The sequence below is a fragment of the Aeromonas sp. s6 genome (genome assembly GCF_040907815.1).
Taxonomy (GTDB): Bacteria; Pseudomonadota; Gammaproteobacteria; order Enterobacterales; family Aeromonadaceae; genus Aeromonas; species Aeromonas caviae.
On sequence record NZ_JBFOCN010000044.1, the window covers coordinates 1 to 24,250 of the forward strand.

A 24,250-nucleotide genomic window follows, 5' to 3' on the forward strand; every position below is an offset into this window, starting at 1 on the left:
AACGATAACCAACTGGCGATGTTATTCACGCTGGCCAACCTGTTTCGGGCGGACCAAATGATACGTCAGTGGGAGAGATCTCACTAAAAACTGGGGATAACGCCTTAAATGGCGAAGAAACGGTCTAAATAGGCTGATTCAAGGCATTTACGGGAGAAAAAATCGGCTCAAACATGAAGAAATGAAATGACTGAGTCAGCCGAGAAGAATTTCCCCGCTTATTCGCACCTTCCATAGCAGAGACAGGAACCGATTCTGGCGCGGGTGCCTCCTGATCCGAGTCAGGTACCGAGTCTGTCGGCGGCACAACCTGATTAGCAATATGGAGGGAACCTAGTGAGCCCCTTCTTTGATGCGTCCTATCAGTAATGAAACGATTCAGTTTACCGTTATTATCTTTTTTTTTGGAACGATGCATAATCATTAATGGGGGAGTCTCTCTCCCCCATCTCCTAAAGTTGGTTAGCAGGTGAGATTGGGGAGGTCCCATAAGGTGTGTAATTCGTTTACGGCCTTGACCAGCGTCTTATCATGATAACGTGCGTACCTTTCAGTCATCCGAGGAGAGCTGTGGCCTAGGACTTTCTGCAATACATCGAGCGAACAGCCCTTGTTCAGCAGTGAAGTAGCGACGGTATGACGGGCATCGTGGATGCGTACCTCTGATAGCCCACAATCATTGCAGACTCGGTACCAATACCGACGTGGTTCTGAAATGGGAGAGACACCGTCCTGGCCTCGAAACAGCAGACCTGTCGTGCCATGGCGCTGAAGTTGAAGTCGAATTAACTCCAGAGCGAATTGATTAAGCGGTATTAGCCTTTCCCGACCAGACTTACTGGTAGGTAGGTACGCTATTTGTCGATTGAGATCGCAATCTTGCAGCTTTAGAGCTCTGGCTTCTCCCATCCGGGAGCCCGTTGCGAACAGGAACAGCAACAGACGAGCCTTTTCCTCGTCAATGTCTTCCATCAAGCGAGCGACCAGCTTATTGACTGCCTCATCGGGTAAGCCTTTGGGAGGCAGGACAGGCTCGTATTTGGCGGGAATACCTGCTGCGGGAGACGATTTGAGTATGCCGCGCTCCACCGCGAAGGTCGCAATAGCCTTGATCTGTGCTAGGTAGCGATTCACCGTAGCAACAGATTTGGTTTTAGCTTGCTCCACTTGAAAGCGCTCGATGTCATCACGAATGACACGGTTCAATGGCTTGTGCCCTAAAGCTGCTACGATTGGCTTTATACGGGACTTTATAGTCCTGATAGAACGATGAGTTTCCTGCACTGCGGGTAGGTAATCATCATAAATGAAGCGCTCTACCGATAAACTAGCGCGATAGGCTTGCTTGAATCCATCAGGATCTGTGATGAGCTCCGCCATCAGTTTACGTGCTTTATCGCGTGTCACTTTGAGGCTAGCCTCACTGGTGCTCGCGATCTTAAACCGATAACGCTGATTGTTTCTGTGCACATTGAAGTAGCCGACCCTGGCACCAGATGTATATGTGACCCATGCGAGCCAAGGGACGTACTCGTCTTTCACCTCTTTTTGTTTGGAGACGTGTTCTCCACACGACCCCAGCCTGCTTTTAGCAGTTGGCGTTGACACTTCGCTGCTCACAACTACCTCTCTAACCATAACCGCCGGGATTGACGGTTATGGGCATTTTGCATTTTCATAGCCAAAGAACAACTGTACAAAAAGCAGTCACCGCATTGATATTTAATGCCTTTTTTATGTTTGAAGACTCTGGATGCCGCCTAGAGAGGACGATTCAGAGGCAAATATCAGATCCCGCTCTGGAGACCGACTTTCTGAATCTCGTGACAAACACCCCTGATTTGTTGGGGTGATCGTAATTTGCCAATCCGAAAAATCCATTCGATTGAGTCCCTTTTGGGGGTGTAACCAAGATCCATTTTTGTGATGCCCATCACAATAAATTTGAGTTCCCCCGCCGAAACACCATCATTTCTCTTCTTCACAGGGACGCTGAGGAGCTGACGACCGGAGGTACAGAGGCAGCGACACAGCAAACCCTGTCTGGTCAATTTCTGGTAACTTTTCAGCGCACAAAAAACATGCACATTAGTTCATCAGTTTTTTGCCAAAAAATGGGCTCATTTGTTGGGGGCTCGGGGTGGGTGAGAGAGCGAAAAGGTAATTCCATAAAGGGAAAAAACCTCGATAGAAGAACATACCGACAACCGGATCCCGGTGTGGACTCAGGGGTTCCTTGCTCACTATCTCGCCACTTGGTTCACCCTATGCAAAAACATGCCAGAAACTGGGGCAGCAAGGTTGACACCCCAGTCCAGAAAGGGTTTAATGCGCGCCGTTGCCCAGATAGCTCAGTCGGTAGAGCAGGGGATTGAAAATCCCCGTGTCGGCGGTTCGATTCCGTCTCTGGGCACCAACTATTCCTCCTTAGTTCAGTCGGTAGAACGGCGGACTGTTAATCCGTATGTCACTGGTTCAAGTCCAGTAGGAGGAGCCAAATTCGAAAGGCCCGCTCAGATGAGCGGGCCTTTTTGCATCTGTCATTTACTCACATGCCGGGGCTAGTAGTGGTTTTCGTCCCCATGCCATACGTGTCCGGCCGAGCAGGCCCGGGCGACTTCGTGGCAGGGGTCGTCCGCATGGCGGCGGAAGAAGTGCTGATCCTGTTGCAGCAGGAGCGAACTCATCGAGTGGCTCATGCCAGCCAGTGCCTCGCCGGCGGTCAATCCTGCAACCCGGTGATCTGTGGCCAAATGAGCCAGGACTTTTTCACGACTGTTCATGATCGCCTCCCTGTGTGGATCCGGTCGTAAATTGACCATAGCAGCCGTACTCTGCATACCGCAAACCCGCGTCAGCAAAGGGCTACAGGCAGGTCCCGACCTTCTGCTCCGGCATGAAAAAACCCGCTCATGACAAGCGGGTCTGTTTCACTCAGCTAACCGCCGTTGCAGGCCGCCAGCAACAGAGTGGCACCACAGGTGGCGCTGAACACCAGCAAACCCACCTGCAGCACCCCCTCCGGATCCCTCTGTGTGCGTCTCTTGCGAACACGTATCCATCTCGGCTTCATCGAGCCAACTCCATCCAGTTTCCTGCACCCGGGGTGCTGACCTATCCCTGCCCGTCCCGGCAGGCGGCTCATCTTTGTCCAGTTGCAGCCCGCCGTCAACTGCGGCGAAACCACACCTTGTAGGGCACCGACCTCAGACTCCATCTCTGTTAACAATCTGGAAAACCGGCGTGACCCGCCCCTGCGCCAGGGCTATGATGAGGCCGACGATTTTCCTACCCTCAGGGAGACCCCAGATGAGCAGCCCCTTGCACTATGTGCTGGATGGCATCCATTGCGAGCCACACTTTTTTACCGTGCCCCTCGACCACCAGCATCCCGACGAGGAGGCGACCCTCACCCTGTTTGGCCGCACCCTCTGCCGCAAGGACAAGCTGGATGATGACCTGCCCTGGCTGCTCTATTTGCAGGGGGGCCCGGGCTTTGGCGCTCCTCGCCCGACCGCCGATGGCGGCTGGATCAAGCGGGCCCTGCAGGAGTTTCGGGTGCTGCTGCTCGATCAGCGCGGCACCGGCCACTCCACCCCCATCAGTGCTGACGCCCTGGCGGGGATGACCCCATATGAGCAGGCGGATTACCTCGGCCATTTTCGCGCCGACAACATAGTGCGCGACGCTGAATGCATTCGCGAGGTGCTGAGCCCGGGGCGCCCCTGGAGCCTGCTCGGCCAGAGTTTCGGCGGCTTTTGCAGCCTCACCTACCTCTCGTTGTTCCCGCGGTGTCTGCACGAGGTCTACCTCACCGGCGGGGTGGCACCCATCGGGCGCAGTGCGGATGAGGTCTACCGCGCCACCTACCAGCGGGTGGCGGACAAGAACCGCGCCTTCTTCACCCGCTTCCCCCATGCCCAGGCCCTGGTCAACCGGCTGGCCAACCACCTGCACCACCACGACGTGCGCCTGCCCAACGGCCAGCGCCTGACGGTGGAGCAGTTGCAGCAGCAGGGGCTGGATCTTGGGGCCAGCGGCGCCTTCGAGGCACTTTACTACCTGCTGGAAGACGCCTTCATCGGCGAACGCCTCAACCCCGCCTTCCTCTATCAGGTGCAGGCCATGCAGCCGTTCAACACCAACCCGGTGTTCGCCATCCTGCACGAGCTCATCTATTGCGAAGGGAGTGCTAGCAACTGGGCGGCCGAGCGGGTGAGAAGGGAGTTTCCTGCCCTGGCCTGGGCGCCCGGCAAAGATTTCGCCTTCACCGGCGAGATGATCTTCCCCTGGATGTTCGAGCAGTTCCGCGAGCTCATTCCCCTGAAGGAGGCCGCCCACCTGCTGGCCCAGAAAGCGGACTGGGGCCCCCTCTACGATCCGGCGCAGCTGGCCCGCAACACTGTGCCGGTGGCCTGCGCCGTCTATGCCGAGGACATGTACGTGGAGTTTGACTACAGCCGCGACACCCTGAAGGGGCTTGGCAACAGCCGCGCCTGGATCACCAACGAGTACGAACACAACGGCCTGCGGGTCGATGGCGAGCGGATCCTGGATCGGCTCATCCGCATGAACCGGGATCGCTGATCCCGCCGGGCGCACGCCCGCAGCAAGACAACAAGTTCGAGGGCGGCCCATGAGCCGCCCCGCCCATGGAAGCAACACAAAACAACAAGGACACCCATTGGATCATCCGGAAATCTCGACCGGCTGGCTGAGTCGCCTCTTCTATCGCTGGACCGGCCCGCTGCTGCGCAAGGGGCTGACCCAGCCCCAGGTCAGTCTCGACGATCTTTATCCCCTGCTGCCGGAAGACAGGCGCGACGGCCGCGCCGACGCCTTCCTCGCGCTCACCGCCCGCCAGCCGGTGCGCCCCTGGCCCCTGACCGCCTTTATCTGGCGTCATTACAAGGGACGAATTGGCCTGCTCACCCTGCTGCAACTGCTCGGCATGCTCGCCACCCTGACCAGCCCCTGGCTGCTCAACCACAGCATGACCCAGCTCGGCACCGATGCCACCACCGGCCACAAGCTGCTGCTGGCCCTGGCCCTGTTCGCCTCCGTGCTCGCCGCCGGCATGCTGGCGGAGCACTCCCTGCAACTGGCCCTCAAGATGCACGTGCCCATCCGCCGTCTGCTGGCCGAATCCCTGCTCGCCAAGGTGATGAAGCAGGGTGGCAAGAGCTTCGACGACAGGGCCGGCGGCCGGGTTCAGAACCTCATCAACCGGGACGTGTGGGACATCACCTGGATCCTGGCTGACCCCGCCATGCCGGTCACCATGGCGCTGCAACTCATCGGCACCATCGCCCTGCTGGTGTGGCAGGTGGGCAGTGCCGGTCTGGTGGGCTTCGCGGTGCTGGCCCTGCTGCTGCTCATCTCCACCCGGGTGGTACGGCGCATGAACCAGCAGGAGCAGCAGCTCAAGCGTCAACAGGACGAGCGCAACGGCATCCTGGCGGAATACATCAAGAAGCTGCGGCTGGTGCGCCAGAACGGGCTTGGCCCCTTCTTCACCCGGGCGGCCAACACCAAGCGCCAGCAGGAGTTGGGAGTGCTGGGCAGGGTGCTCAGGCTCGATGCTATCAACGAAGGGCTGATGCTGAGCACTCCCCTGCTAGTGACCCTGGCCACCTTCACCACCTACCTGGCGTCGGGCAACACCCTCACCCTGCCCCAGGTGTTCACCACCATCGCCCTGTTTACCGTGCTGCGCATTCCCATGATGCGACTGCCCTACCTCATCCGCACCCTGATCAACTTCAACACCGGCTTCAACCGGCTGTGCGAGTTCCTGAACAGCCCGGAACAGCATCGGGATCTCACCGATCCCAGCTTGCCGGTGGGCAGCCTGCGGCTCGACAACGTCACCGCCCTGCACCAGCAAAAACCGGTGCTCGAGGGAGCCAACCTCGCCATCGCACCGGGGGAGCTCGTGGGGATCACCGGGGCCACCGGGGCGGGCAAGAGCTGCCTGCTGCATCTGGTTGCCGGCTTTGACAGCGAGTTTGCCGGCAGCATCCGTCGCCACGGCCGGGTTGCCCATCTGGGCCACAAGCCCTGGCTGATGAACGACACCATCCGCAACAACATCCTGTTCGGCCAGCCCTGGCACGCCGAGCGCTATCGTTGGGTGCTCGGCGCCTGCGCCCTCACGGCCGATCTCGCGCTGCTCAGCCACGGGGATCAAACCCTGGTGGGGGAGCTCGGCACCCGCCTCTCCGGCGGCCAGCAGCAGCGGGTCGCCCTGGCTCGCGCCCTCTACGCCCGGGCCGATATCCTCCTGCTGGACAACCCCTTGTCTGCGCTCGACCCCATGGTCGCGGCCCAGGTACTGGAGCAGGGGCTCGTCTTCAAGCCGGGGCCGACCCGGCTCCTGGTGAGCCACGATCCGGATGTGCTGGCCAGGTGCGATCGGGTGATCCGCATCGAGCAGGGGCGCCTGGTGGAGCTCGATGCCCACCAGTTGGCGGATCTTGTCCAGCATCCCCAGCCCGCCCCGCCGGTGCCCCCTCAGGAGGCGGAGCAGTTCAGCGAGGAGAAAGTGGTGGAGGGCAAGGTGGACTGGGGGCTGTTTGGCTTCATGTGGCAGCGCCTCGCCGCCCCCGGTGCCATCCTGCTCGTCCTGCTGCTCACCCTGGGCCAGGAAGGGCTGCGCATCGCCTCGGATCTCTGGCTCGGCGGCAAGGCCGAGGTGAGCGACGTCACGACCCTGCTCGGCATCTATGTGCTGCTGGGGGCGGGCTCCCTCGCCTGCATCATGGCGGTACGGGTCATCAACTACACCCTTGGCCTCAAGCTGGCCTGGACCCTGTTTGACGGCATGCTGGGGCGCATCAGCCGCGCCCCCATGGCCTTCTTCGACAAGGTGCCCCAGGGGCGCATCCTCAACCGCTTCGACCGGGATCTGGGGGAGGCGCAAGAGATGCTGCTCTCCATGCTGGTGGGACTGTTCGGCATGCTGGTGTCCGTGGCCTTGCAGGTGGTGGTGATCGGCATCAATATTCCCCTGCTGCTGCTCATCGCCCCCCTGGTGGGATGGGCGCTCTATGTGTTGCAGCGCCGCTACCGGGCGGTGCAACTCAAGCTGCGGCGCCAGTCCTCGGTGCTGCGCTCCCCGCTCTACATCAGCATCAGCGAGACCATCCGCGGCGCCCCCGCCCTGCGCCTGGCCGGGGCCGAGCGTTTCGCGCTGGACCAGGTGCTGCACCACTATGACAACAACCTGCGCAGCTGGTACACCACCACCTCCATCAACCGCTGGCTCGGCATGCACCAGACCCTGCTCTCCGCCGCCCTGGTGGGGGCCGTGGCGCTGATGGTGGCCTTTGGCAACAGCCCGCTGCTGGGGGCGGTTGCCATCACCTATGCCTTTACCGCTTCCGCCATGCTCAACTCCCTCATCCGTACCTTTGCCGAAGTGGAACAGGTGATGAACGCGGTAGAGCGGGTGCGCGAATACAGCGAAATAGAGAGCGAGCGCCAGGAGGGGGAGGCCCTCGCCACCCCTCACCCTGCGGTGCGCTTCGACAACCTGGGGCTGCGCTACCCCCAGACCAGCCAGTGGGCGCTGCACAAGGTCAACTTCGAACTGGCCCCCGGTGAAAAGGTGGGTGTGTGCGGGCGTACCGGGGCAGGCAAAAGCTCCCTGCTGGGGGTATTGCAGGCCATGTATCCCGCCTCCCAGGGGGAGATCTTTTACGGCAATCAGCCACTGTCACGACTTGCACCGGAGGCGGTGCGCGATCTCTACGACACCGTCTCCCAGATCCCGCTCACCTTCTTTGGCTCCTTGCGGGCCAATCTGGCGCCCCTGACCGAGCATGAGGACGCCATGCTTGAGCAGGCGCTTGCCCGGGTGGGACTGGCCGAGCGCTGCGCCGGGCGGCTGGACGAGGATCTCGACAGGCTGCAACTCTCCGCTGGCGAGACCCAGTTGCTGGTGATCGCCCGCATCCTGCTGTCGCGCCGACCGCTCATCGTGCTGGACGAGGCCACCTCGGACCTCGATCACGGCGGCATGCGCAAGATGGCGGAGCTGCTCTACCGCTACCGGCCGGAGGCCAGCTATCTGGTGATCGCCCACCACCTGGAGCCGCTCTTGTCGGTGGACAAGGTGGTGGTGATGGAGGCCGGCACCGTGGTGGAGCAGGGGTCGCCGGTGAGCCTGCTGGCCAACTCCCACTCCCGCTTCCACCAGCTGTTTGCCGGCCAGGTCAACCGTCAGGTGCCCCAGACGGCATGAGCACCAAAAATAACAAGGGCTGCCCCCGGGCAGCCCTTGTTGCTTGAGGAGAGCCTCAACGCTCCATGATCTGGGTGATGTCGTCCTTGTTGATATGCACTTCCCTCCCCTCTTCATCGTAATAGCGATACATGCCTGTGGTCTCGTCCAACCTGGGTTTGCTGTCGGTGGCAATCATCTTGCCATCCTTGGTGCTCATGATGTATTGGGAGCTGCACCCCGCCAATCCCAACAGACAAATCAGCATCATCACAGCTTTCATCACTCTCCCCTTCTTCACGCTCACCCTGGCGGTGATAGATGAAGCCTAGCTCAACCAGATGGCCCGTTTACCTTGATTGCAGCAACAGGATTCACAGAAAGAATCCACCTGCTATAGCCATTGAAAATGATCTATCAAGAAAAGAAAGACCGGACATCTGTCCGGCCTGCTCTGGATTATTAGTTACTTGCCCGGCTTGCGCTCGCCGGTGACGGTGGGGTTGGCCGGATCCATGCTCCACTCGAACCAGCCGCCATCGTAGACGCTGATCCGCTTCCAGTCCATCAACCAGGCGTAGAAGAACGCCTCGGAGGCGCGCCAGCCGGTGCCGCAGTAGAAAGCGGCCTGCTGGGTCGGCTCGATATTCCACTCATCCCACATGGCGAGGATCTCGCGGGCGGGCTTCATGGTGCCGTCCGGGTTGTGGAAGTCGCTCATGCTGTTGGCATCCACCCCGCCATGACCCCATCTGGCCCCGGGAATGTCCCCCTTGGGCTTGATGTAGCTGTAGCCCGAGGTATTGCCCACGAACTCGTCCCAGGTGCGCACGCTGACCAGGGCGCCGTCCGGCTGCTTGAGCAGGGCCTTGGCCTGGTCAAGGGTGGTGTAGTACTCGGGATGGGCCGGGATGGCCACGCCAAACTCCTTGGCCGGGGTGAACTTGTTGGCCAGCCCGGTCTCGGTGCGCAGATGCTGCACGAACCAGGCCTCCAGCCCGCCATCCAGCAGCCGCACATCCTCGACCCCCGCATACATCATCAGATGGGCCGCACGGGCCGCCGCCATGGTGTTGCGGCCATAGAGGATGACGGTGGTGTCATGACGGATGCCGTTCTCCAGCAGCAGCGCCTTGAGCGCCTCGTCAGAGACCTTGTTCCACAGCGGCTCCCCTTCCAGCCGGTTGGTGTCGATGTAGCCGGCTCCCGGAATGTGGCTCAGCAGATAGGCCTTGGGGGATCCCCAGTCCACCTCGAACACCTTCCACTCCCCCTTGGGGGCGGCGATGACCGGTTTGCCTGCCTGCAAGTCCGCCAACCAGAGCGGATGGACCAGCTGCTGCCAGCGTGCCAGGTGCTCCCGGGGCGCCTCTTTCCATCCCTGCAGCTCGAACAGCTGCTTGATGCCCTGCTGGCGCAGCAGACGGGCCACCTCGGCCACCTCGCGAGGGGTGCCATAAAGGGCGACGGGTTTGTCGGCCTTCAGCCCCTTGCTCGCAAGCGCCACAGGCCACTCCTCGTCACTGTATTTCCACTCTGCGGAGAGCAGCTCGGCACCGGCCACATGGCCCCCCTGCTTCTCCCCATCCATGGGCCAGCCCTGGTAGAAATAGCTCGGGCGGGTATCCAGGATCACCGCCTCCTTGCCCTTGGCATCCGCCAGGGAGAGCGGGGGCAGCTCGGCGGCCAGCGCGGGCCAGGCACACCAGAGCAGCAAGGCGGTCAGGCAGCTTCGCCACAGTCCAGTCATTCGTTTCATGATGTCGTCTCGATGCATAGTGAAGAGAGTTAAAAAATGGAGCGGCCCAGGCGCTCGGCCAGCAGCTCCAGCGCCGCCGTCCCGGCCAGGGAGTTGCCCGCCTTGTTGAGCTCGGGTGACCAGACGCAGATGGAAAGCTCTCCCGGGATCAGCGCCATGATGCCGCCCCCCACCCCGGATTTCCCCGGCATGCCGACCCGGTAGGCGAAGTCGCCCGCCTCGTCATAGAGGCCGCAGGTCGCGAGCAGGGCATTGACCTGCTTGGTGGTCCGGGCCGGCAGCAGGGGCGTGCTCTCGCCAAGAGGGACACCCCGGTTGGCCAGATAGACGAAGGCTCGTGCCAGATCGACGCAGCTCATGCGGATGGCGCAGGCATTGAAGTAGCTCTGCAATACCTTGTCCACCTCGTTCTCGAAGTTGCCATAGGCCTTCATCAGATAGGCGATGGCGGCATTGCGGGCGGAGTGCTGGTACTCGGAGCGCGCCACCACCTGATCCGCCATGATGGCCGGGTTGCCGCACAGGCGGCGCACCAGCTCCAGAGTGCGTTGGCGAGGAGCGGTGAGCCGGGTTTCCAGCAGATCGCTCACCACCAGGGCACCGGCGTTGATGAAGGGGTTGCGGGGAATACCCTGCTCGAACTCCAGCTGGACGAGGGAGTTGAACGGCTGGCCGGAGGGCTCCTTGCCCACCCTGGCCCAGATCTCCTCCTCCTGATAGAGGGTCAAGGCCAGCGTGAGGCTCAGGGCCTTGGAGATACTCTGGATGGAGAAAGGCTCGAAAGCGTCACCTGCGGTGAACAATTCCCCTTCAACGGTACAGACCGCGATCCCCAGCCGGTCGGCAGGCACCTGGGCCAGGGCGGGAATGTAATCGGCCACCTTCCCCTGCCCGAGCAGCGGACGCACCTCTTCCAGGATGCCGGCCAGTAATTCGGATGACAACACCATTGGCTATTCCATGACGTGAAACGAGGCGGGGCCAGCCCACCGACAAAAATCCCGCCGGCGGCGGGATTTTCTATCTGCCCGGGAGGCAGTCAGATATCAGGCCGGCTCGCCGTACCAGAGATCGAACAGCTCGGTGACCACCACGGCCTCCAGCCCTTTGCCTTGCAGCCAGGTCTGAACGGCGGAACGGTCTTCGTCGGTGCACTTGCCGAGCTGCTGGGTGCAGACCATCCCTTCCCAGGCCAGGTGACCCGAGCCGGCGAAGGCCAGCTTGCGAGGTTCGATCACCTCGTCGATCAGCGCATCGACCACGGCATCAATGGTCTCTTCGGCGGTGCCGACCGGGAAGTTGAAACTGATGTCGAACCCCATTTCCTGGAATTCATCGACGCGCAGTTTCTTACGCAGACGGCGGCTACGGTTGGCCATGATAGCTCCTTAGTTGATACGTTGACTCAGTTGACTCGTTTGAAAATCAGATCCCAGACACCGTGGCCCAGACGATGGCCACGCTGCTCGAATTTGGTCAGGGGGCGCCAGTCGGGACGGGGCACCCAGTTGCCGGTGGCGGAGGTGTTCTCGTACCCCTCGGCGGCACTCATCACCTCCAGCATGTGCTCGGCGTAGTTCTCCCAGTCGGTGGCCATGTGGAAGACGCCACCGATGGCAAGCTTCTGGCGGATATCCTGGGCAAAGGCAGGCTGCACGATGCGGCGCTTGTGGTGGCGGCTCTTGTGCCAGGGGTCAGGGAAGAAGAGCTGCAGGCAGGAGAGAGAACCGTTCGGGATCATGTGCTCCAGCACTTCCACCGCATCGTGGCAGATGACGCGCAGGTTGGTGACGCCCGCCTCCTGGGCGGTGCCAAGGCAGGCGCCCACACCCGGAGAGTGCACCTCGATGCCGATAAAGTTCTTCTCGGGGGCGTTCTTGGCCATCTCCACCAGGGAGGCGCCCATGCCGAACCCGATCTCCAGCACCACGGGTGCCTCGCGGCCAAACAGGGCCACCATGTCGAGCGGCTCTGGTGCGAAATCGATGCCCATGACCGGCCAGAGCTCTTCCAGGGCCTTCTCCTGCCCTTTGGTCAGGCGGCCTTCGCGACGGACGAAGCTGCGGATCTTGCGCATGAACTTGCCGTCTTCGTTAAACACATCTTGGGTCACAGACATAGTAAATTGCTCGTTATTGCATCGCTCTGGAACAGAGCCGACATAAATGGATCGCTCGTTATTGCATCAGTTCGCAAAAACAGGGGAGCGAATTATCCCAAGATAGGCACAAGGCGCAAGTGTTTCCCACAACAAATCCCCCGGGACTGCCCACTTCCACCAGCAAGGTTGACAAATGCCACCCCCTTCACAGAATCTGTCGGACGTCGGGTTCATCCTGATGCGGAAAAATAAAACCATATACAACAAAGGATTGCAGTATGAAGAAAACCCTGTTGGCCCTCGTCCTGCCTGCCCTGCTGGCCGGTTGCAACCCCTCTGACAACGACTCCCAACCCCCTGCCCCCGCCGCTCAGGCCCATGAATTTCTGGTGCAACTGAGCTCTGGCGCAGAAGGGATAGGCGCTCGCCCCACTGGCACCGAGGCCGAAACCCGCGCCGCCGCCTGGATCCAGGATCACCTGGCCGGCTGGGGTTACGAGGTGCAGAACCAGCCGTTCACCTACACCCGGGGCGGCACAGACCGAACCTCCCAGAACATCGTCGCCGAGCTCAAGGGTCAGAGCGACAAGGTGATCCTCATCGGTGCCCACTATGACAGCACCGGCGAGAAGAAAGGATCCGAAGGCGCCACCGACAACGGGGCCGGCGTCGCCGCCCTGCTGGCGGTTGCCGAGGCACTCAAGGGAGAGACCCTGCCCTACACGGTGCGCTTCGCCTTCTTCGGCGCCGAGGAAAACGGCCTCAACGGCTCCAAAGCCTATGCCGCCAGTCTCGACACCAATGCCGTCGCCAAGCTGCTGGCCATGGTGAACTACGACACCATCGCCGGGGGTGACATCGTCTATGTCCACTCGGCCCACTCCGACGTGGCCGAGTACAACTGCGCCGACCCGAGCCGCTACAGCTTCGATCCCAAGGTGCGCGATCGCCTGCTGGCCATCTCCCAGCAGACCGCCACCCCGTTCGCCATTCACCCCAGCTACAGCGGCTACCCGGAAGGGGAGACCGGCAGCTGGTCCGATCATGCCCCCTTTGCCTGCCTGGGGGTGCCCATCGCCTACGTGGAGGCCACCAACTTCACCATCAACGGGGAAGATGGCTATGACGGCTACTCCCAGAGCACCAATCCGGCGCTGTGGGACTGCTACGACGACGCCACCAAGAGCGCCTGCGACCGGGACAGCGAGACCCAGTGGGGCAAGATCTGGCACACGGAGCATGATCGCCTCGACAAGATGGCCGAGCTCTTCCCGGGCCGGATCGAGCAGCAGCTCGGGGCCAACACCGACCTGATGATCCGCTTCCTCAAGGCACCGGGGCTCTGAGCCCCATCCCGCCCGATGTCCCCCTGACAGGGGTTTTTGCGCCCCTGACCGGGGTCGGGACGATAAAATTCGGGCAGGTGCCAAACCTGCCCTTTTTTATGGATTTTTGTGACAGCCATTGCCTCATTTCTGAAATCTGATACAAACGGATAACCTGGCGGTTGAATGGAGCGACCGCCACCTAGTCAGAGAGAACCCTATGCAGCCGTTTTTTGCCCAGCGCTTCGAGAAGGTCGAGCCTTCCTTTATCCGTGAAATCCTCAAAGTTGCCGCCAATCCGGAGATCATCTCCTTCGCCGGCGGCCTGCCCAACCCTCATCTGTTCCCGGTCAAGGCCATCGAGCAAGCGTGCCAGGACGTGCTGTGCGAGCAGGGAGCCGCCGCGCTGCAATACGCCACCACCGAGGGCTTTGCCCCGCTGCGCCAGTTCATCGCCGATCGCTACCTGAGCCGCCACGGCATGACCGTCAATCCTGACAACATCCTCATCACCAGCGGCTCCCAGCAGGCGCTGGATCTGCTGGGCAAGGTGCTGGTGAACGAGGGGCAGGATCTCATCATCGAAGAGCCGGGCTACCTTGGCGCCATCCAGGCGTTCTCCGTCTATCAACCGAACTTCAAGCCCATCACCCTGGCGGAAGAGGGGCTGGATCTGGCCGCGCTGGATGCGCTGCTGGAGCAGGGCTCCAGCGCCAGGCTGCTCTACGGCGTGCCCAACTTCCAGAACCCGAGCGGTGTTTCCTACAGCCGCGCCAACCGGGAAGCCCTGGCGGAGCGCCTGGTGCGCCACGATCTGCTGATGGTGGAAGACGACCCCTATGGCGAGCTGCGCTTCGAAGGGGAGCACCTGCCCCCCATCGCCAAGCTGGCCCCCCACAACACCGTGCTGCTCGGGTCCTTCTCCAAGACGGTGGTGCCCGCCTTCCGCCTGGGGTGGATGGTGGTGCCGGACTGGCTGCGCAAAAAGGTCACCATCGCCAAGCAGGCCACCGACCTGCACAGCAACGCCTTCAGCCAGCAGGTGCTGCACCGCTTCCTGACCGACAACTCCCTCGACGCTCACCTGGAGAAGATCAAGGAGGTCTATGGTCGCCAGCGTGCCGCCATGGAAGCCGCCCTCGCCCGCCACTGTCCGCCCGGCGTCAGCTACACCCGTCCCGAAGGGGGCATGTTCCTCTGGCTGACCCTGCCGCCCAGCGTCAGTGCCATGGCCCTGTTCGACGAGGCCATCAAGGAGAAGGTTGCCTTCGTGCCCGGCGCCCCCTTCTATGTGCGCCCCGAGATCCAGAACACCCTGCGCCTGAGCTTCTCCTGTGTGGATGAGGCGACCACGGAAGAGGGGGTTCAGCGTCTGTGCCGCGCCCTGGCCCGCATGCTCTGAGCCATCCGGCCATAAAAAAACCAGCGACCCGGTCGCTGGTTTTTTTTGCCTCGCGCTTGCCCCTCAGCGCCCCTGCCCGGCCAGCTGGCTGACAAACTCCTTCATGGGCATGGGCCTGCCAAACAGATAGCCCTGCAGGAAGGTCACCTCTCGGGCCTTCAGATAGTCGGCCTGCACCTGATTCTCCACCCCTTCCGCCACCAGTTGCAGACCGAGCCGGGTCGCCAGATCGATGACGTTCTCCACGATGTGGCTGGAGAGCGCGTCCGACCCAATCATGCCGACGAAGCTCTGATCGATCTTGAGGAAGTCGACCTGGAAGGTCTGCAGGTAGGTCAGGCTGGAGTGGCCGGTGCCGAAATCGTCGATGGCGATGAAGACCCCGAGGGCATGCAGCTCGGCAAAGAGCCGGTCCGTCGTCTCGTCCGCCACGATGAGCTCGCGCTCGGTCAGCTCCAGCACCAGCTTGATGGGATTCCCCTTGAAGGCGTTGATGAAATCCCGGCAATCTTCCACCAGGCTCAGATCCTTGCAGTGGCTGGCGCTGATGTTGAAGCCGAAGTGGAACCCTCGCGGCAGATGGTGCGCCTTGCCCGCAAACTGTTCGCGCACCTGCGCCATCAGCAGCCGGGTCATGGGCACGATGAGACCACTGTCCTCTGCCAGGGGAATGAAGCGATCCGGCGAGATCATCCCCTGACGGGGGTGTTGCCAGCGCATCAGCACCTCGCAACCGCTCCATTGGCCGTCCTCCCCGTTCACCACGGGTTGCAGATAGGGGATGAACTCCTGCTGGGACAGTGCCCGTTTCAGCTCCTGGGCCGGCGAAGTCGAACGGCCCATCAGCCAGAAGACCGCCACCCCGAGCAGCAGGCTCAGCAGAGGATAAATAATGACGCCCACCTTGGAGTAGTCCCAGATGTGGGCACGGTACTCATCCACCGACACCGTGGTCACTACCTTGAACGGGTACCTGGTCGAGACCTGTTCGAGATAGCCACTGCGGTCCTTGGGGATCAGCTTGTCGGTGAGCTCGCTGTTTCGCAGCAGCATCTCGTTGCCGACCACCAGCCCCAGTGGGGAGTTGCGGCTCAGCATGTCCAGGATGTTGAGCAGGTAGTAGCCGTCGACCCCCACCAGCACGCTGAACTCGCCCACCTCTTCCCGGTAGGCGATGAGGGGGCGATTCGGGGTGACCGGGTTGCCCTTCATCAGGTCGAGCCTGCCCCCGACATAGTCATCCAGTTTGATGCCGCCATCGACCGGGCCATAGAGGGAAGAGCAGTAGATCCGATCCCCCCTGGCCAGGTTGACGCTGCGCACATCCGGCACCGTGGCCACCTGATCCCTGAGCCCCTGCACCACCTCGAGACAGGGCCTGTCCAGGCTGCCGGTGAGGGCCGACGCCGCCAACTGGGCATTGTCCAGAGTGCGGTCGAACATGACCCTGGCATGTTCCAGGCGCGCCACCGCATCCTGTTTCACGCCGGTGGCGGTCTGCCAGATGACGATGACGAGCCCAAGGAGCATGGGCAACAGACCGGCCAGCAAGGCACAGAGCAGCCGGACATAGAATTGACGCACCTTCAAACGTCGAAATGGCATAACGGCCCTCATGAACATGGCGAAAAAGCGCTCGAGTTTACCCGCTGGCGCCCGTTTGGCAAGCCGGAATGAGCCCCTGATACCGCCGCGCCACGGCGCCCCCCGTGGTCGCAACGCCCGGCAACCCCGTGGATAAAGGGGGCGGCGTCTTGGGAGACAAAAATCATAATGCTCATAAAAACAGGAGATTGTCCATCGGGCACCCAGGCTCTAGAGTAGACCCTAGAGCGTCAGGGAGGCAGGACATGAAGATACTGATCACGGGGGGCACGGGGTTTATCGGCCGCCGTCTGGTGGCACACCTCAAGGTGGCGCACGAAGTAGTCGTGCTGACCCGCCAGGGCAGCCGGGCCTACGAGCTGCTCGGCCACGATGTCACCCTGCTGGACAGCCTGGACAGGCTGGATCACCTCAATGACGTGGACATCGTCATCAACCTGGCCGGCGAACCCATCGCCGCCGGACGCTGGAGCGAGTCCCGCAAGCAGTTGCTCTGCAACAGCCGCTGGCTGCTGACCGAACAGCTGGTGGATCTCGTCAAACTATCCAGCACGCCCCCCAGATTGCTGCTCAATGCCTCCGCCATCGGCTGGTATGGCCGCCAGGATGACGCTCCTCTGGATGAAACATGCCAGAGCCCTCACGACGAATTCACCCACCGTCTCTGTCAGCAGTGGGAGCAGCTTGCCCAGCAGGCCCGCTCGGCCCAGACCCGGGTCTGCATCCTGCGCATCGGCCTGGTACTCGGCATGGAGGGGGGCGCCTTGCCCAGGATGCTGCCCCCTTACCGCCTCGGCCTCGGCGGCCCCATGGGCAGCGGCACCCAGATGATGAGCTGGATCCACGTGCAGGATCTGGTGCGGGCCATGCTGTTTCTCATCGAGCACGGCGAGTGTGACGGCATCTTCAACGGCACGGCCCCGCAACCGGTCAGCAATCGCCGGTTCAGCGAGACCCTGGCCGCCACGCTCCATCGACCGCACCTCTTCTTCGTACCGGCACCCCTCCTGCGACTCCTGATGGGAGAGGCGGCGGATCTGCTGCTCACCGGACAGCACGTGCTGCCCGCCCGTTTGCAGCAGGCCGGTTTTCACTTCAGCTTCTCGGCCCTGCCCGGCGCTCTGGACAATCTGCTGCACTCACCCCGTTGACCCAATGACACATCCCGACCGAGGTCGGGATGTGTCGAGCCATCAGAGCAGCCCCTGCCCCAGTCCCCTGAGCCGGTCGCTCAGGGTACCCGCCAGCAGTTGGCGGCGCATGCCCTGTCCAGCCAGGGTCACCAGCACGGCCCCAAGCAGGGGGAGTGCAGCCCAGATGGCCCAGTGGAACTGCCACTGCGCTCCCTCCCACCACCACTGCAGACCGAAGGAGCAGAGCTCCACCACCATGGCGGCGCAGAGCCCTGCCAGGGCACCGCTCGCCACCAGCTCCCAGCGCAGCATCTTCTCGAGCAGGGCGCTGCCCGCCCCCAAGGTGCGCATCAGCAGCAGCTCCCGGCGCCGATGGGCCATGCCGGCCTGGGTCTGGGTCAGCAGCACCAGCAGGGCGGCTACCGTCACCAGCCCGAGCATCAACCCCAGGGCGCGGCTCACCTGATCGGAGACCAGTGTGAGGCGGCCTATCAGATCCTCCACATCGATGAGGCTCACCGTGGGGTGGCGGCGGATGAGTTCCACCTCTGCCCCTCGCCCCTCAGGCGGTAGACGATAGCTGCCGAGCCAGGTCTGGGAGAAGGGGGCCAGCACGTCCGGCGAGAAGATCATGTAGAAGTTCGGCCTCATGTTGTCCCACTTGATGGACCTCAGGCTGGTCACCCTGGCCTCGAACGCCCGCCCCTCTATGGTGAAGCCGAGCACGTCTCCGAGCGCGATGCCGAGCCGTCCCGCCAGCGCCTCATCGACGGAGACCTCCCCCTTGCCGGCCAGCCATTGACCGGCAGTGACCTTGTTGTCGGCGGGCAGGGCCGATGTGGTGGTGAAGTTGAGCTCTCTGTCCACCCCCTCCCGCGCCGCATCCTCCCCCACCGCCTCACCAGCGATACGGGTCAGGCGCCCGCGCACCATGGGGTAGAAGTCCGAGGTGATGGCCCCGGCCCGGTGCAGATCGGCCAGGATCCCTTCCCGCTCGCTGTCCGCCACATTGACCAGGAAGCGGTTCGGGGCGTCGGCAGGCAACCGGGTGGAAAAATCCTCCAGCAGATCGACCCGCGCCGCCCACAGCAGCCCGAACAGCATCAGGGCCAGGGCGAAACCCGCCAGCTGGAACAGACCACTGCCCCGCTCACGGGAGAGGTGATTGATGGCCAGGCGCAGGGCATGGGGCCCCTTGAGCCGACTGCCAAGACGCAGCAGCACGGAGGCGAGCAGGGCCAGCAGCGCCATCAACACCCCCATGCCGCCGATGAGCCCGCAGGCCAGCCTGATGTCGGCGGTAAAGCCCCACACCAGGGCAAACAGCCCGATGAGCCCCACGGGCACCGTCAGCCAGGGAGGGATCCCCGCCTCCAGCTCCCGGCGCAGCACCCGCAGCGGCGGTACCTTGAGCAGCCTCAGGAAGGGGACGAACGCCAGCATCAGGGTGATGAAGAAGGCGACCGCAAGGCCCAGGGCGAAGGGTCGCCAGGAGGGGGGCGGCAGATCCGCAGGCAGCAGATCCCCCAGCAGGTTCAGGGTCAGCCACTGCATGGCGCTGCCCGCCACCAGCCCCATCAGGGCCCCCACCAGGGTCAGGGAGAACAGCAGGGTGCCCATCAGTTGCCACAGGGTGCGCCGCGAGGCCCCCAGGGTCTTGAGCAGGGCCACCATGTTGGTCTGGCGCTCGGCGAAATGGCGCACCGCTATCCCCATGGCCAGGGCGCCGAGCAGCACGCCGGCAAGGGATGCCAGACGGAAGAAGCGCTCGGCATTGCCCAGGGATTTCCCCACCTGGGTACCCTGATCGTCGGGTTTGACGAGCTTCTGCCCGGCGCTCAGCCTGGTGTTGAGCCAGGCCTCATAGCGGGCGATGGCGTCACGGGGCCCCTTGACGAGATAGCGCCACTGCTGGCGACTGCCCGGCAGCAGGGCCCCGGTCGCCTCGATATCGGCGCTGTGGATCAAGGCCCTTGGCGCCATCTGGAAGGGGCTGAACCCCTGATCCGGCTCCTGGCCCAGCTCCCCTGCCACCGTCAGCCGGGTGTTGCCGACCTCGAGTGCCTCCCCCACCTTGGCGCCGAGCAGTTGCATCACCCTGGCGGAGAGCCAGATCTCGCCGGGCGCCGGGGCGCGCTGGGGAGTGAGCTCCAGCTTGCCGTAGAAGGGAAAATCCCCGGGCACGGCGCGGATGGAGGCCAGTTGCAGGGTATCACCGTGAAACAGCATGCTGTTGAAGCTGACCGTGGTCTGCACGGCCAGCCCCTCCTGATGCGCCTGCGCCAGCCACTCTGCCGGTGCCGGCGTCGCGGAGCGCAGCACCCTGTCCCCTCCGATGAAATCCCGCCCGGAGGCCTTGAGCCCCACGTCCAGCCGATCCGCCACCAGAGCCACGCTGAGCACGCAGGCGACGCTCAGCGCCAGCGCCAGCACAAACCAGCGCAGCTCGCCGCTGAACCCTTCCCGGCGCAGCAGCTTCAATCCCAGTCGCCACTGACTCATGACGCCTCCCTCACCGTCCATGCTGCTGCCAACGATCCCCTGGTGCAGCTCTGTCTCCACTGACTCATGACAGCTCTCCCACCCTGGCCGCCATGACAGCCTGTGCCTCCAGCCGCCCGGCTGACATCACCAGCTGCCGCTGGCAGCGCTGGGCCAGCTCATGGTCATGGGTCACCACCACCAGGGTGGTGTTGTGCTCGCGGTTGAGACGAAACAGCAGTTCGATCACCGTCTCCCCTGTCTTGCTGTCGAGGTTGCCGGTGGGCTCGTCCGCCAGCAGCAGGCTGGGGCGGGTCATGAAGGCACGGGCAATGGCGACCCGCTGCTGCTCGCCGCCGGAGAGGCGCGGCGGTAGGTGGTGCAACCGCTCTCCCAGACCGACCTGGGCCAGCAGCTCCCGGGCACGGGGCTCGCTGTCGGTCTCCCCCCGCAGCTCGGCCGGCAACATGACGTTTTCCAGGGCGCTCAGGGTGGGTAGCAGCAGGAACGACTGGAACACGAACCCCACCTGCTCGGCCCGCAGCCTGGCGCGTCCCTCCTCGTCCAGCCGGGTGAGGGAGTGGCCGAGGATCTCTATCTCGCCGCTGCTCGGCAGATCGAGACCGGCCAGCAAACCGAGCAGGGTGGACTTGCCGGAACCGGACGCACCGACCAGCGCCAGCGTCTCGCCGGTATTGACTTGCAGATCGATCCCTTCAAGGATGGTGAGGCTTTCCTGACCGAGGCGAACGGTTTTACCGAGCCCCCTGACGGCGATAATGGGCGTTGAACTCATCTTGGGTATCCTGTTTGCCTGAACCTGTAATGACAATAGAACGTGGGAGTTGACTGCATGATGCGTCTCTTGTTTGCCGTGAGTTGCCTGTGCTGCTGGGCAGCGTCCGTCCAGGCCCAGACCCTGCTGGTACTGGGCGACAGCCTGAGTGCCGGCTACCAGATGCAGGCCGAACAGAGCTGGCCTGCCCTGCTCAATGAAAAGTGGCAGCAGCAGGGGGGAGAACACACCCTCATCAATGCCAGCATCAGCGGTGAAACGACCCAGGGCGGCCTGGCCCGCCTGCCCGCTCTGCTCGAAACCCACAAACCGGACTGGGTGTTGATCGAACTCGGCGCCAACGACGGGCTGCGGGGCTTTGCTCCCGCCATCACCCGGGCCAACCTGACCAAGATGATCGAGCTCGCTCGGGCGCACCAGGCGAAGACGGTGCTGACCCAGATCCTGCTGCCCCGCAACTATGGGGCGCGCTATCTGCAACAGTTCGAGCAGATCTTCCCGGATCTTGCGAAGGCCAACGACCTACCGCTGATGCCCTTCTTTCTGGATGATATTGTGCTGCGCCCTGAACTCATGATGAACGATGGACTGCACCCGACGGCCACCGCCCAGCCCCGGATCCGCGACAAGGTCGCCCGCTTTGTCGAGCCTCTGCTGACTCAGTAGCCCGGTGGCCGGGCCCCTGGCCCTTCCCCTTGCCCAGCAAAAAGCCCCCGCATGGCGGGGGCTTTTTCATGGTTCGGCGTGCCGGGTTCAACGGCCCAGGATCTGCCGCATCCGCTGCTGTGCCACGTCCACCAGCAAGTCGGGCTGGAATTTGGAGATGAAGCGATCACACCCCACCTTCTTGACCATGGCCTCGTTGAAGTTGCCGCTCAGGGAGGTATTGAGGGTGATGAAGAGATCGGACATGCGCGGATCGCTGCGCACCTCGTGAGTCAGGCGATAACCATCCATCTCCGGCATCTCGGCGTCCGTGATCATCAGCATGATCTCGTCGGTCACCTTCTTGCCCGCATCGCACCACCCCTTGAGCAACTTGAGGGCCTGCAAGCCGTCCTGGCACTCGATGACCTCGAGCCCGAGCTGGGCGAGGGTCTCGCGCACCTGGTTGCGGGCCGTGCTGGAGTCATCGACGATGAGCACCCGGCGTCCCTGCATCTGGGGCAGGATCTCCTCGTCCAGCACCTCGGACGAGATGCGCACGTCATAGGTGATGATCTCCGCCAGCACCTTCTCCACGTCGATGATCTCGACAATCTGGTCGACCCCCCCTTCCGGGATGCGGGTAATGGCGGTGAGGTAGTTGGCACGACCCGCCGAACGGGGCGGCGGCAGTATGTCCTTCCAGGTCATGTTGACGATGTGGGCCACCTGCCCCACCAGGAATCCCTGAATGGTGCGGTTGTACTCGGTGATGATGAGGTTGGACTCCTGATCGATGACCATGGGACGCATCCCGATGGCACCGCGCAGGTTGATGACGGGGATGGAGACGCCGCGAATGTTGGCGACGCCGCTGATGTTGTGGTGGGACCCCGGCATCTTGTTCAGATGGGGCAGCTTGACCACTTCCCGCACCTTGAAGACGTTGATCGCAAACAGTTGCTGGGCACCCAAACGGAACATCAGCAGTTCCAGGCGATTCTCCCCTACAAGCTGGGTACGTTGATCCACTGAATCCAATATGCTCGCCATATAACGCCCTTACGTCCATTTCCCGAAATTGCCCCGCACCGGAGCTGCGACATGCCAACCAGCCCCGCTTTCCCTGTCGGGACAACGCAAGCCTATATAGAAATAATGAAAAGCGTCGAGGAAAGATAGGATCTTGACCACGGGGCGTGATCATCGCCCCATCACTGCCTCATGGCAAGCACAGCCACGCACCGGCCCCGACAACAAGGGTATCGACCACACGGGGCCATTGCTGAACCCCGGCGTGCCGCTCTTGTCATCCAGCGCGGTCCGCCAGCAACGAAAAGACCGGCCACATGGGCCGGTCCTGGGATGTGCAGTGCGTCTGGGACGACTTAGAAGTTGTACTGCAGGGCCACGGCGACGATGTCGTCGGTGGACTTGTTCAGGCTGTTCTTGCCGGTGGAACCCACTTCGTCCAGCAGGTTGATCTTGTAGTCCACGTAGGCATTGAAGTTGTCGGTGAAGTTGTACCAGGCACCCACGGAGACGTATTCGGTCGCGGTGTCATCGATGCCGTGAGCGCTGTCCTTCACGTCGGTACGCAGGTAGGCCAGAGAGGGCTTGAACTTCGGCGTGATGTTGTACTGCACGACCGCTTCGTAGCCATCCATCTTCTCGGCGTAACCGCGCATGGAGCCGGTGTCCACGAAGAGGTGATCTTCACCGTGGGAGTAGGTGGCGGCCATGTAGAGGTTGCCGACGGCATACTTGGCGCCCACCCCGAACAGCTTGGCGTCGTTGTCGCCGCCGAAGCTCACGTTCTCGGCCTGCTCGTCGGTCTTGCCAGCCTGGTTGTAGGCGGCACCCAGGCTCAGGCCCATGTTGAAGTCATAGTTGGCAGAGAGGGCATACCCCTCGGAAGAACCTTTCGGGCTCCAGGTGCTGTTCGGGCCGACGCGCTCGCTGCGGCTCGCGTTCTGCGGGTCGTTGTTGCCGGTGAACTGGGCACCCAGGGTCAGCCCCTGCCAGTTGTACATGTACTGGGCCAGGCCGTTGGTACGACCGGTGCCGAACACCTCGGTGTCCTTGCCCAGACCATCACCACCCCACTCCGGCAGCACGTCGGTGTAGTTGTTCACCGCCTTGGTGAACAGACCGTCCTGGCGGCCGTAGCTGAAGGCACCGAAGCGATCGTGCTTGATGCCCGTATAGGCGTAACGCAGCTCGTCGTTGTCAGAACCGGAGACCGGCAGGTTGTACTCGGCGAAGCCGAACGCGGTCAGATCCTCGTCAACCTTGGTTTCACCTGCGATGTGCAGACGCAGGTAGCTGGCATCGCCTTCGGTGGCGTTGTCATCGGTGCCGTAGTACATGCCGTTGACGCGGCCGCCGATGTCCAGTTTGGTACCATTCTGATCGTAAACGTTGGCGGCCTGTGCACCACCGGCCAGCAGCAGGCTGGAGATGGCCATCGTCAATGCTGTCTTTTTCATTGTTCTTTCCTCAGGTGTAAGCACTCTCTGTCAGACCAGAGTTCGGTCGTGATGATCGGTTGATGTGCCGATGGCCTAAGGTAGATCCGGAAACCTTGTTGACATCCTCCCCCACCTTAGCGCTTCGCGTCACAGGAGGGGGATTCCCATTACTGGGTGATAGCTGCTCGCGCAGTACCGGGTTCCTGCTTCATCGGGCGGCCTGATTGCACCACGCCTCCACAGGCTAAAACGGCGTGTCCCGCCGCTAAAATATTGCGAGCGCCGTTCACATCGGCGTTCGCCTCATA

The 24,250-nt window shown here is 62.4% G+C and carries 19 protein-coding genes and 2 tRNA genes; 8 read left to right on the top strand and 13 right to left on the bottom strand.

Translation table 11 applies throughout. The features are described from left to right. Nucleotides 1–462: 462 nt before the first annotated feature. Entirely contained in the window at nucleotides 463–1,620 is a 1,158-nt protein-coding gene (locus tag AB5Y50_RS06445) for a site-specific integrase (protein ID WP_160171061.1), read from the bottom strand. Between the two features lie 720 nt (nucleotides 1,621–2,340). Here AB5Y50_RS06445 and AB5Y50_RS06450 point away from each other — a divergent pair. Further along, nucleotides 2,341–2,416, top strand: a tRNA-Phe gene (locus AB5Y50_RS06450). Between the two features lie 5 nt (nucleotides 2,417–2,421). After that, nucleotides 2,422–2,497: transfer RNA gene (locus tag AB5Y50_RS06455), tRNA-Asn, on the top strand. 64 nt (nucleotides 2,498–2,561) lie between these two features. Here the strand turns inward: AB5Y50_RS06455 and AB5Y50_RS06460 are convergent. Both AB5Y50_RS06460 and AB5Y50_RS06465 read right to left on the bottom strand, forming a co-directional pair. Beyond that, nucleotides 2,562–2,783, bottom strand: coding sequence for a hypothetical protein (locus AB5Y50_RS06460; protein WP_010675494.1), 222 nt, complete (start codon nucleotides 2,781–2,783; stop codon nucleotides 2,562–2,564). Nucleotides 2,784–2,938: 155 nt separating this feature from the next. Next, nucleotides 2,939–3,073 carry a hypothetical protein gene (locus AB5Y50_RS06465; protein ID WP_080560565.1) on the bottom strand — a complete coding sequence of 45 codons (135 nt, stop codon included), beginning with the start codon at nucleotides 3,071–3,073 and terminating at the stop codon, nucleotides 2,939–2,941. A 236-nt stretch (nucleotides 3,074–3,309) separates the two neighbouring features. On the opposite strand from AB5Y50_RS06465, the gene AB5Y50_RS06470 reads away from it, so the two are divergent. Then, a complete protein-coding gene (locus tag AB5Y50_RS06470) occupies nucleotides 3,310–4,587 on the top strand; it encodes an alpha/beta fold hydrolase (protein WP_010675495.1) in 1,278 nt (425 codons plus the stop codon). Nucleotides 4,588–4,684: 97 nt separating this feature from the next. Beyond that, entirely contained in the window at nucleotides 4,685–8,245 is a 3,561-nt protein-coding gene (locus tag AB5Y50_RS06475) for an ATP-binding cassette domain-containing protein (protein WP_368162484.1), read from the top strand. Between the two features lie 55 nt (nucleotides 8,246–8,300). On the opposite strand, the gene AB5Y50_RS06480 is transcribed toward AB5Y50_RS06475, so the two are convergent. From AB5Y50_RS06480 to trmB, 5 genes are all read right to left on the bottom strand, one after another. Beyond that, a complete protein-coding gene (locus AB5Y50_RS06480) occupies nucleotides 8,301–8,507 on the bottom strand; it encodes a YgdI/YgdR family lipoprotein (protein ID WP_010675497.1) in 207 nt (68 codons plus the stop codon). 183 nt (nucleotides 8,508–8,690) lie between these two features. Continuing rightward, entirely contained in the window at nucleotides 8,691–9,983 is a 1,293-nt protein-coding gene (locus tag AB5Y50_RS06485) for a sulfurtransferase (RefSeq protein WP_104455348.1), read from the bottom strand. A gap of 29 nt (nucleotides 9,984–10,012) precedes the next feature. Continuing rightward, nucleotides 10,013–10,933: a glutaminase B gene (gene glsB / locus AB5Y50_RS06490; protein ID WP_010675499.1), complete on the bottom strand. Its 921-nt coding sequence runs from the start codon at nucleotides 10,931–10,933 to the stop codon at nucleotides 10,013–10,015. 96 nt (nucleotides 10,934–11,029) lie between these two features. Continuing rightward, entirely contained in the window at nucleotides 11,030–11,362 is a 333-nt protein-coding gene (locus AB5Y50_RS06495) for a YggL family protein (protein ID WP_010675500.1), read from the bottom strand. Nucleotides 11,363–11,388: 26 nt separating this feature from the next. After that, nucleotides 11,389–12,102: a tRNA (guanosine(46)-N7)-methyltransferase TrmB gene (gene trmB / locus AB5Y50_RS06500; protein WP_010675501.1), complete on the bottom strand. Its 714-nt coding sequence runs from the start codon at nucleotides 12,100–12,102 to the stop codon at nucleotides 11,389–11,391. Nucleotides 12,103–12,362: 260 nt separating this feature from the next. Here trmB and AB5Y50_RS06505 point away from each other — a divergent pair, with 260 nt between their 5' ends. Further along, the gene (locus AB5Y50_RS06505) at nucleotides 12,363–13,430 is read left to right on the top strand and encodes a M28 family metallopeptidase (RefSeq protein ID WP_010675502.1); all 1,068 of its coding nucleotides are present in this window, start codon (nucleotides 12,363–12,365) and stop codon (nucleotides 13,428–13,430) included. A gap of 199 nt (nucleotides 13,431–13,629) precedes the next feature. Beyond that, the gene (locus AB5Y50_RS06510; protein WP_323582857.1) at nucleotides 13,630–14,811 is read left to right on the top strand and encodes a PLP-dependent aminotransferase family protein; all 1,182 of its coding nucleotides are present in this window, start codon (nucleotides 13,630–13,632) and stop codon (nucleotides 14,809–14,811) included. A gap of 63 nt (nucleotides 14,812–14,874) precedes the next feature. Here AB5Y50_RS06510 and AB5Y50_RS06515 read toward each other — a convergent pair whose 3' ends face one another. Further along, nucleotides 14,875–16,416, bottom strand: a complete 1,542-nt coding sequence (locus tag AB5Y50_RS06515; RefSeq protein WP_128297353.1) for a cyclic diguanylate phosphodiesterase — start codon at nucleotides 16,414–16,416, stop codon at nucleotides 14,875–14,877. Between the two features lie 245 nt (nucleotides 16,417–16,661). Here AB5Y50_RS06515 and AB5Y50_RS06520 point away from each other — a divergent pair, with 245 nt between their 5' ends. After that, on the top strand, nucleotides 16,662–17,567 hold the full coding sequence (locus tag AB5Y50_RS06520; RefSeq protein ID WP_052815202.1) for a TIGR01777 family oxidoreductase: 906 nt from the start codon (nucleotides 16,662–16,664) through the stop codon (nucleotides 17,565–17,567). A gap of 42 nt (nucleotides 17,568–17,609) precedes the next feature. Here the strand turns inward: AB5Y50_RS06520 and AB5Y50_RS06525 are convergent, their stop codons facing one another. Together AB5Y50_RS06525 and AB5Y50_RS06530 are read right to left on the bottom strand one after the other, a co-directional pair. After that, entirely contained in the window at nucleotides 17,610–20,051 is a 2,442-nt protein-coding gene (locus tag AB5Y50_RS06525; protein ID WP_103858202.1) for an ABC transporter permease, read from the bottom strand. 64 nt (nucleotides 20,052–20,115) lie between these two features. Then, nucleotides 20,116–20,826, bottom strand: a complete 711-nt coding sequence (locus tag AB5Y50_RS06530; protein WP_042016058.1) for an ABC transporter ATP-binding protein — start codon at nucleotides 20,824–20,826, stop codon at nucleotides 20,116–20,118. A gap of 57 nt (nucleotides 20,827–20,883) precedes the next feature. On the opposite strand from AB5Y50_RS06530, the gene AB5Y50_RS06535 reads away from it, so the two are divergent. Beyond that, nucleotides 20,884–21,492 carry an arylesterase gene (locus AB5Y50_RS06535; RefSeq protein ID WP_103858194.1) on the top strand — a complete coding sequence of 203 codons (609 nt, stop codon included), beginning with the start codon at nucleotides 20,884–20,886 and terminating at the stop codon, nucleotides 21,490–21,492. A gap of 87 nt (nucleotides 21,493–21,579) precedes the next feature. On the opposite strand, the gene AB5Y50_RS06540 is transcribed toward AB5Y50_RS06535, so the two are convergent. Together AB5Y50_RS06540 and AB5Y50_RS06545 are read right to left on the bottom strand one after the other, a co-directional pair. Beyond that, nucleotides 21,580–22,524, bottom strand: coding sequence for a chemotaxis protein CheV (locus tag AB5Y50_RS06540; RefSeq protein WP_103858195.1), 945 nt, complete (start codon nucleotides 22,522–22,524; stop codon nucleotides 21,580–21,582). Between the two features lie 335 nt (nucleotides 22,525–22,859). Beyond that, nucleotides 22,860–23,960, bottom strand: coding sequence for a porin (locus tag AB5Y50_RS06545; RefSeq protein WP_323582859.1), 1,101 nt, complete (start codon nucleotides 23,958–23,960; stop codon nucleotides 22,860–22,862). Between the last annotated feature and the right edge of the window lie 290 nt (nucleotides 23,961–24,250).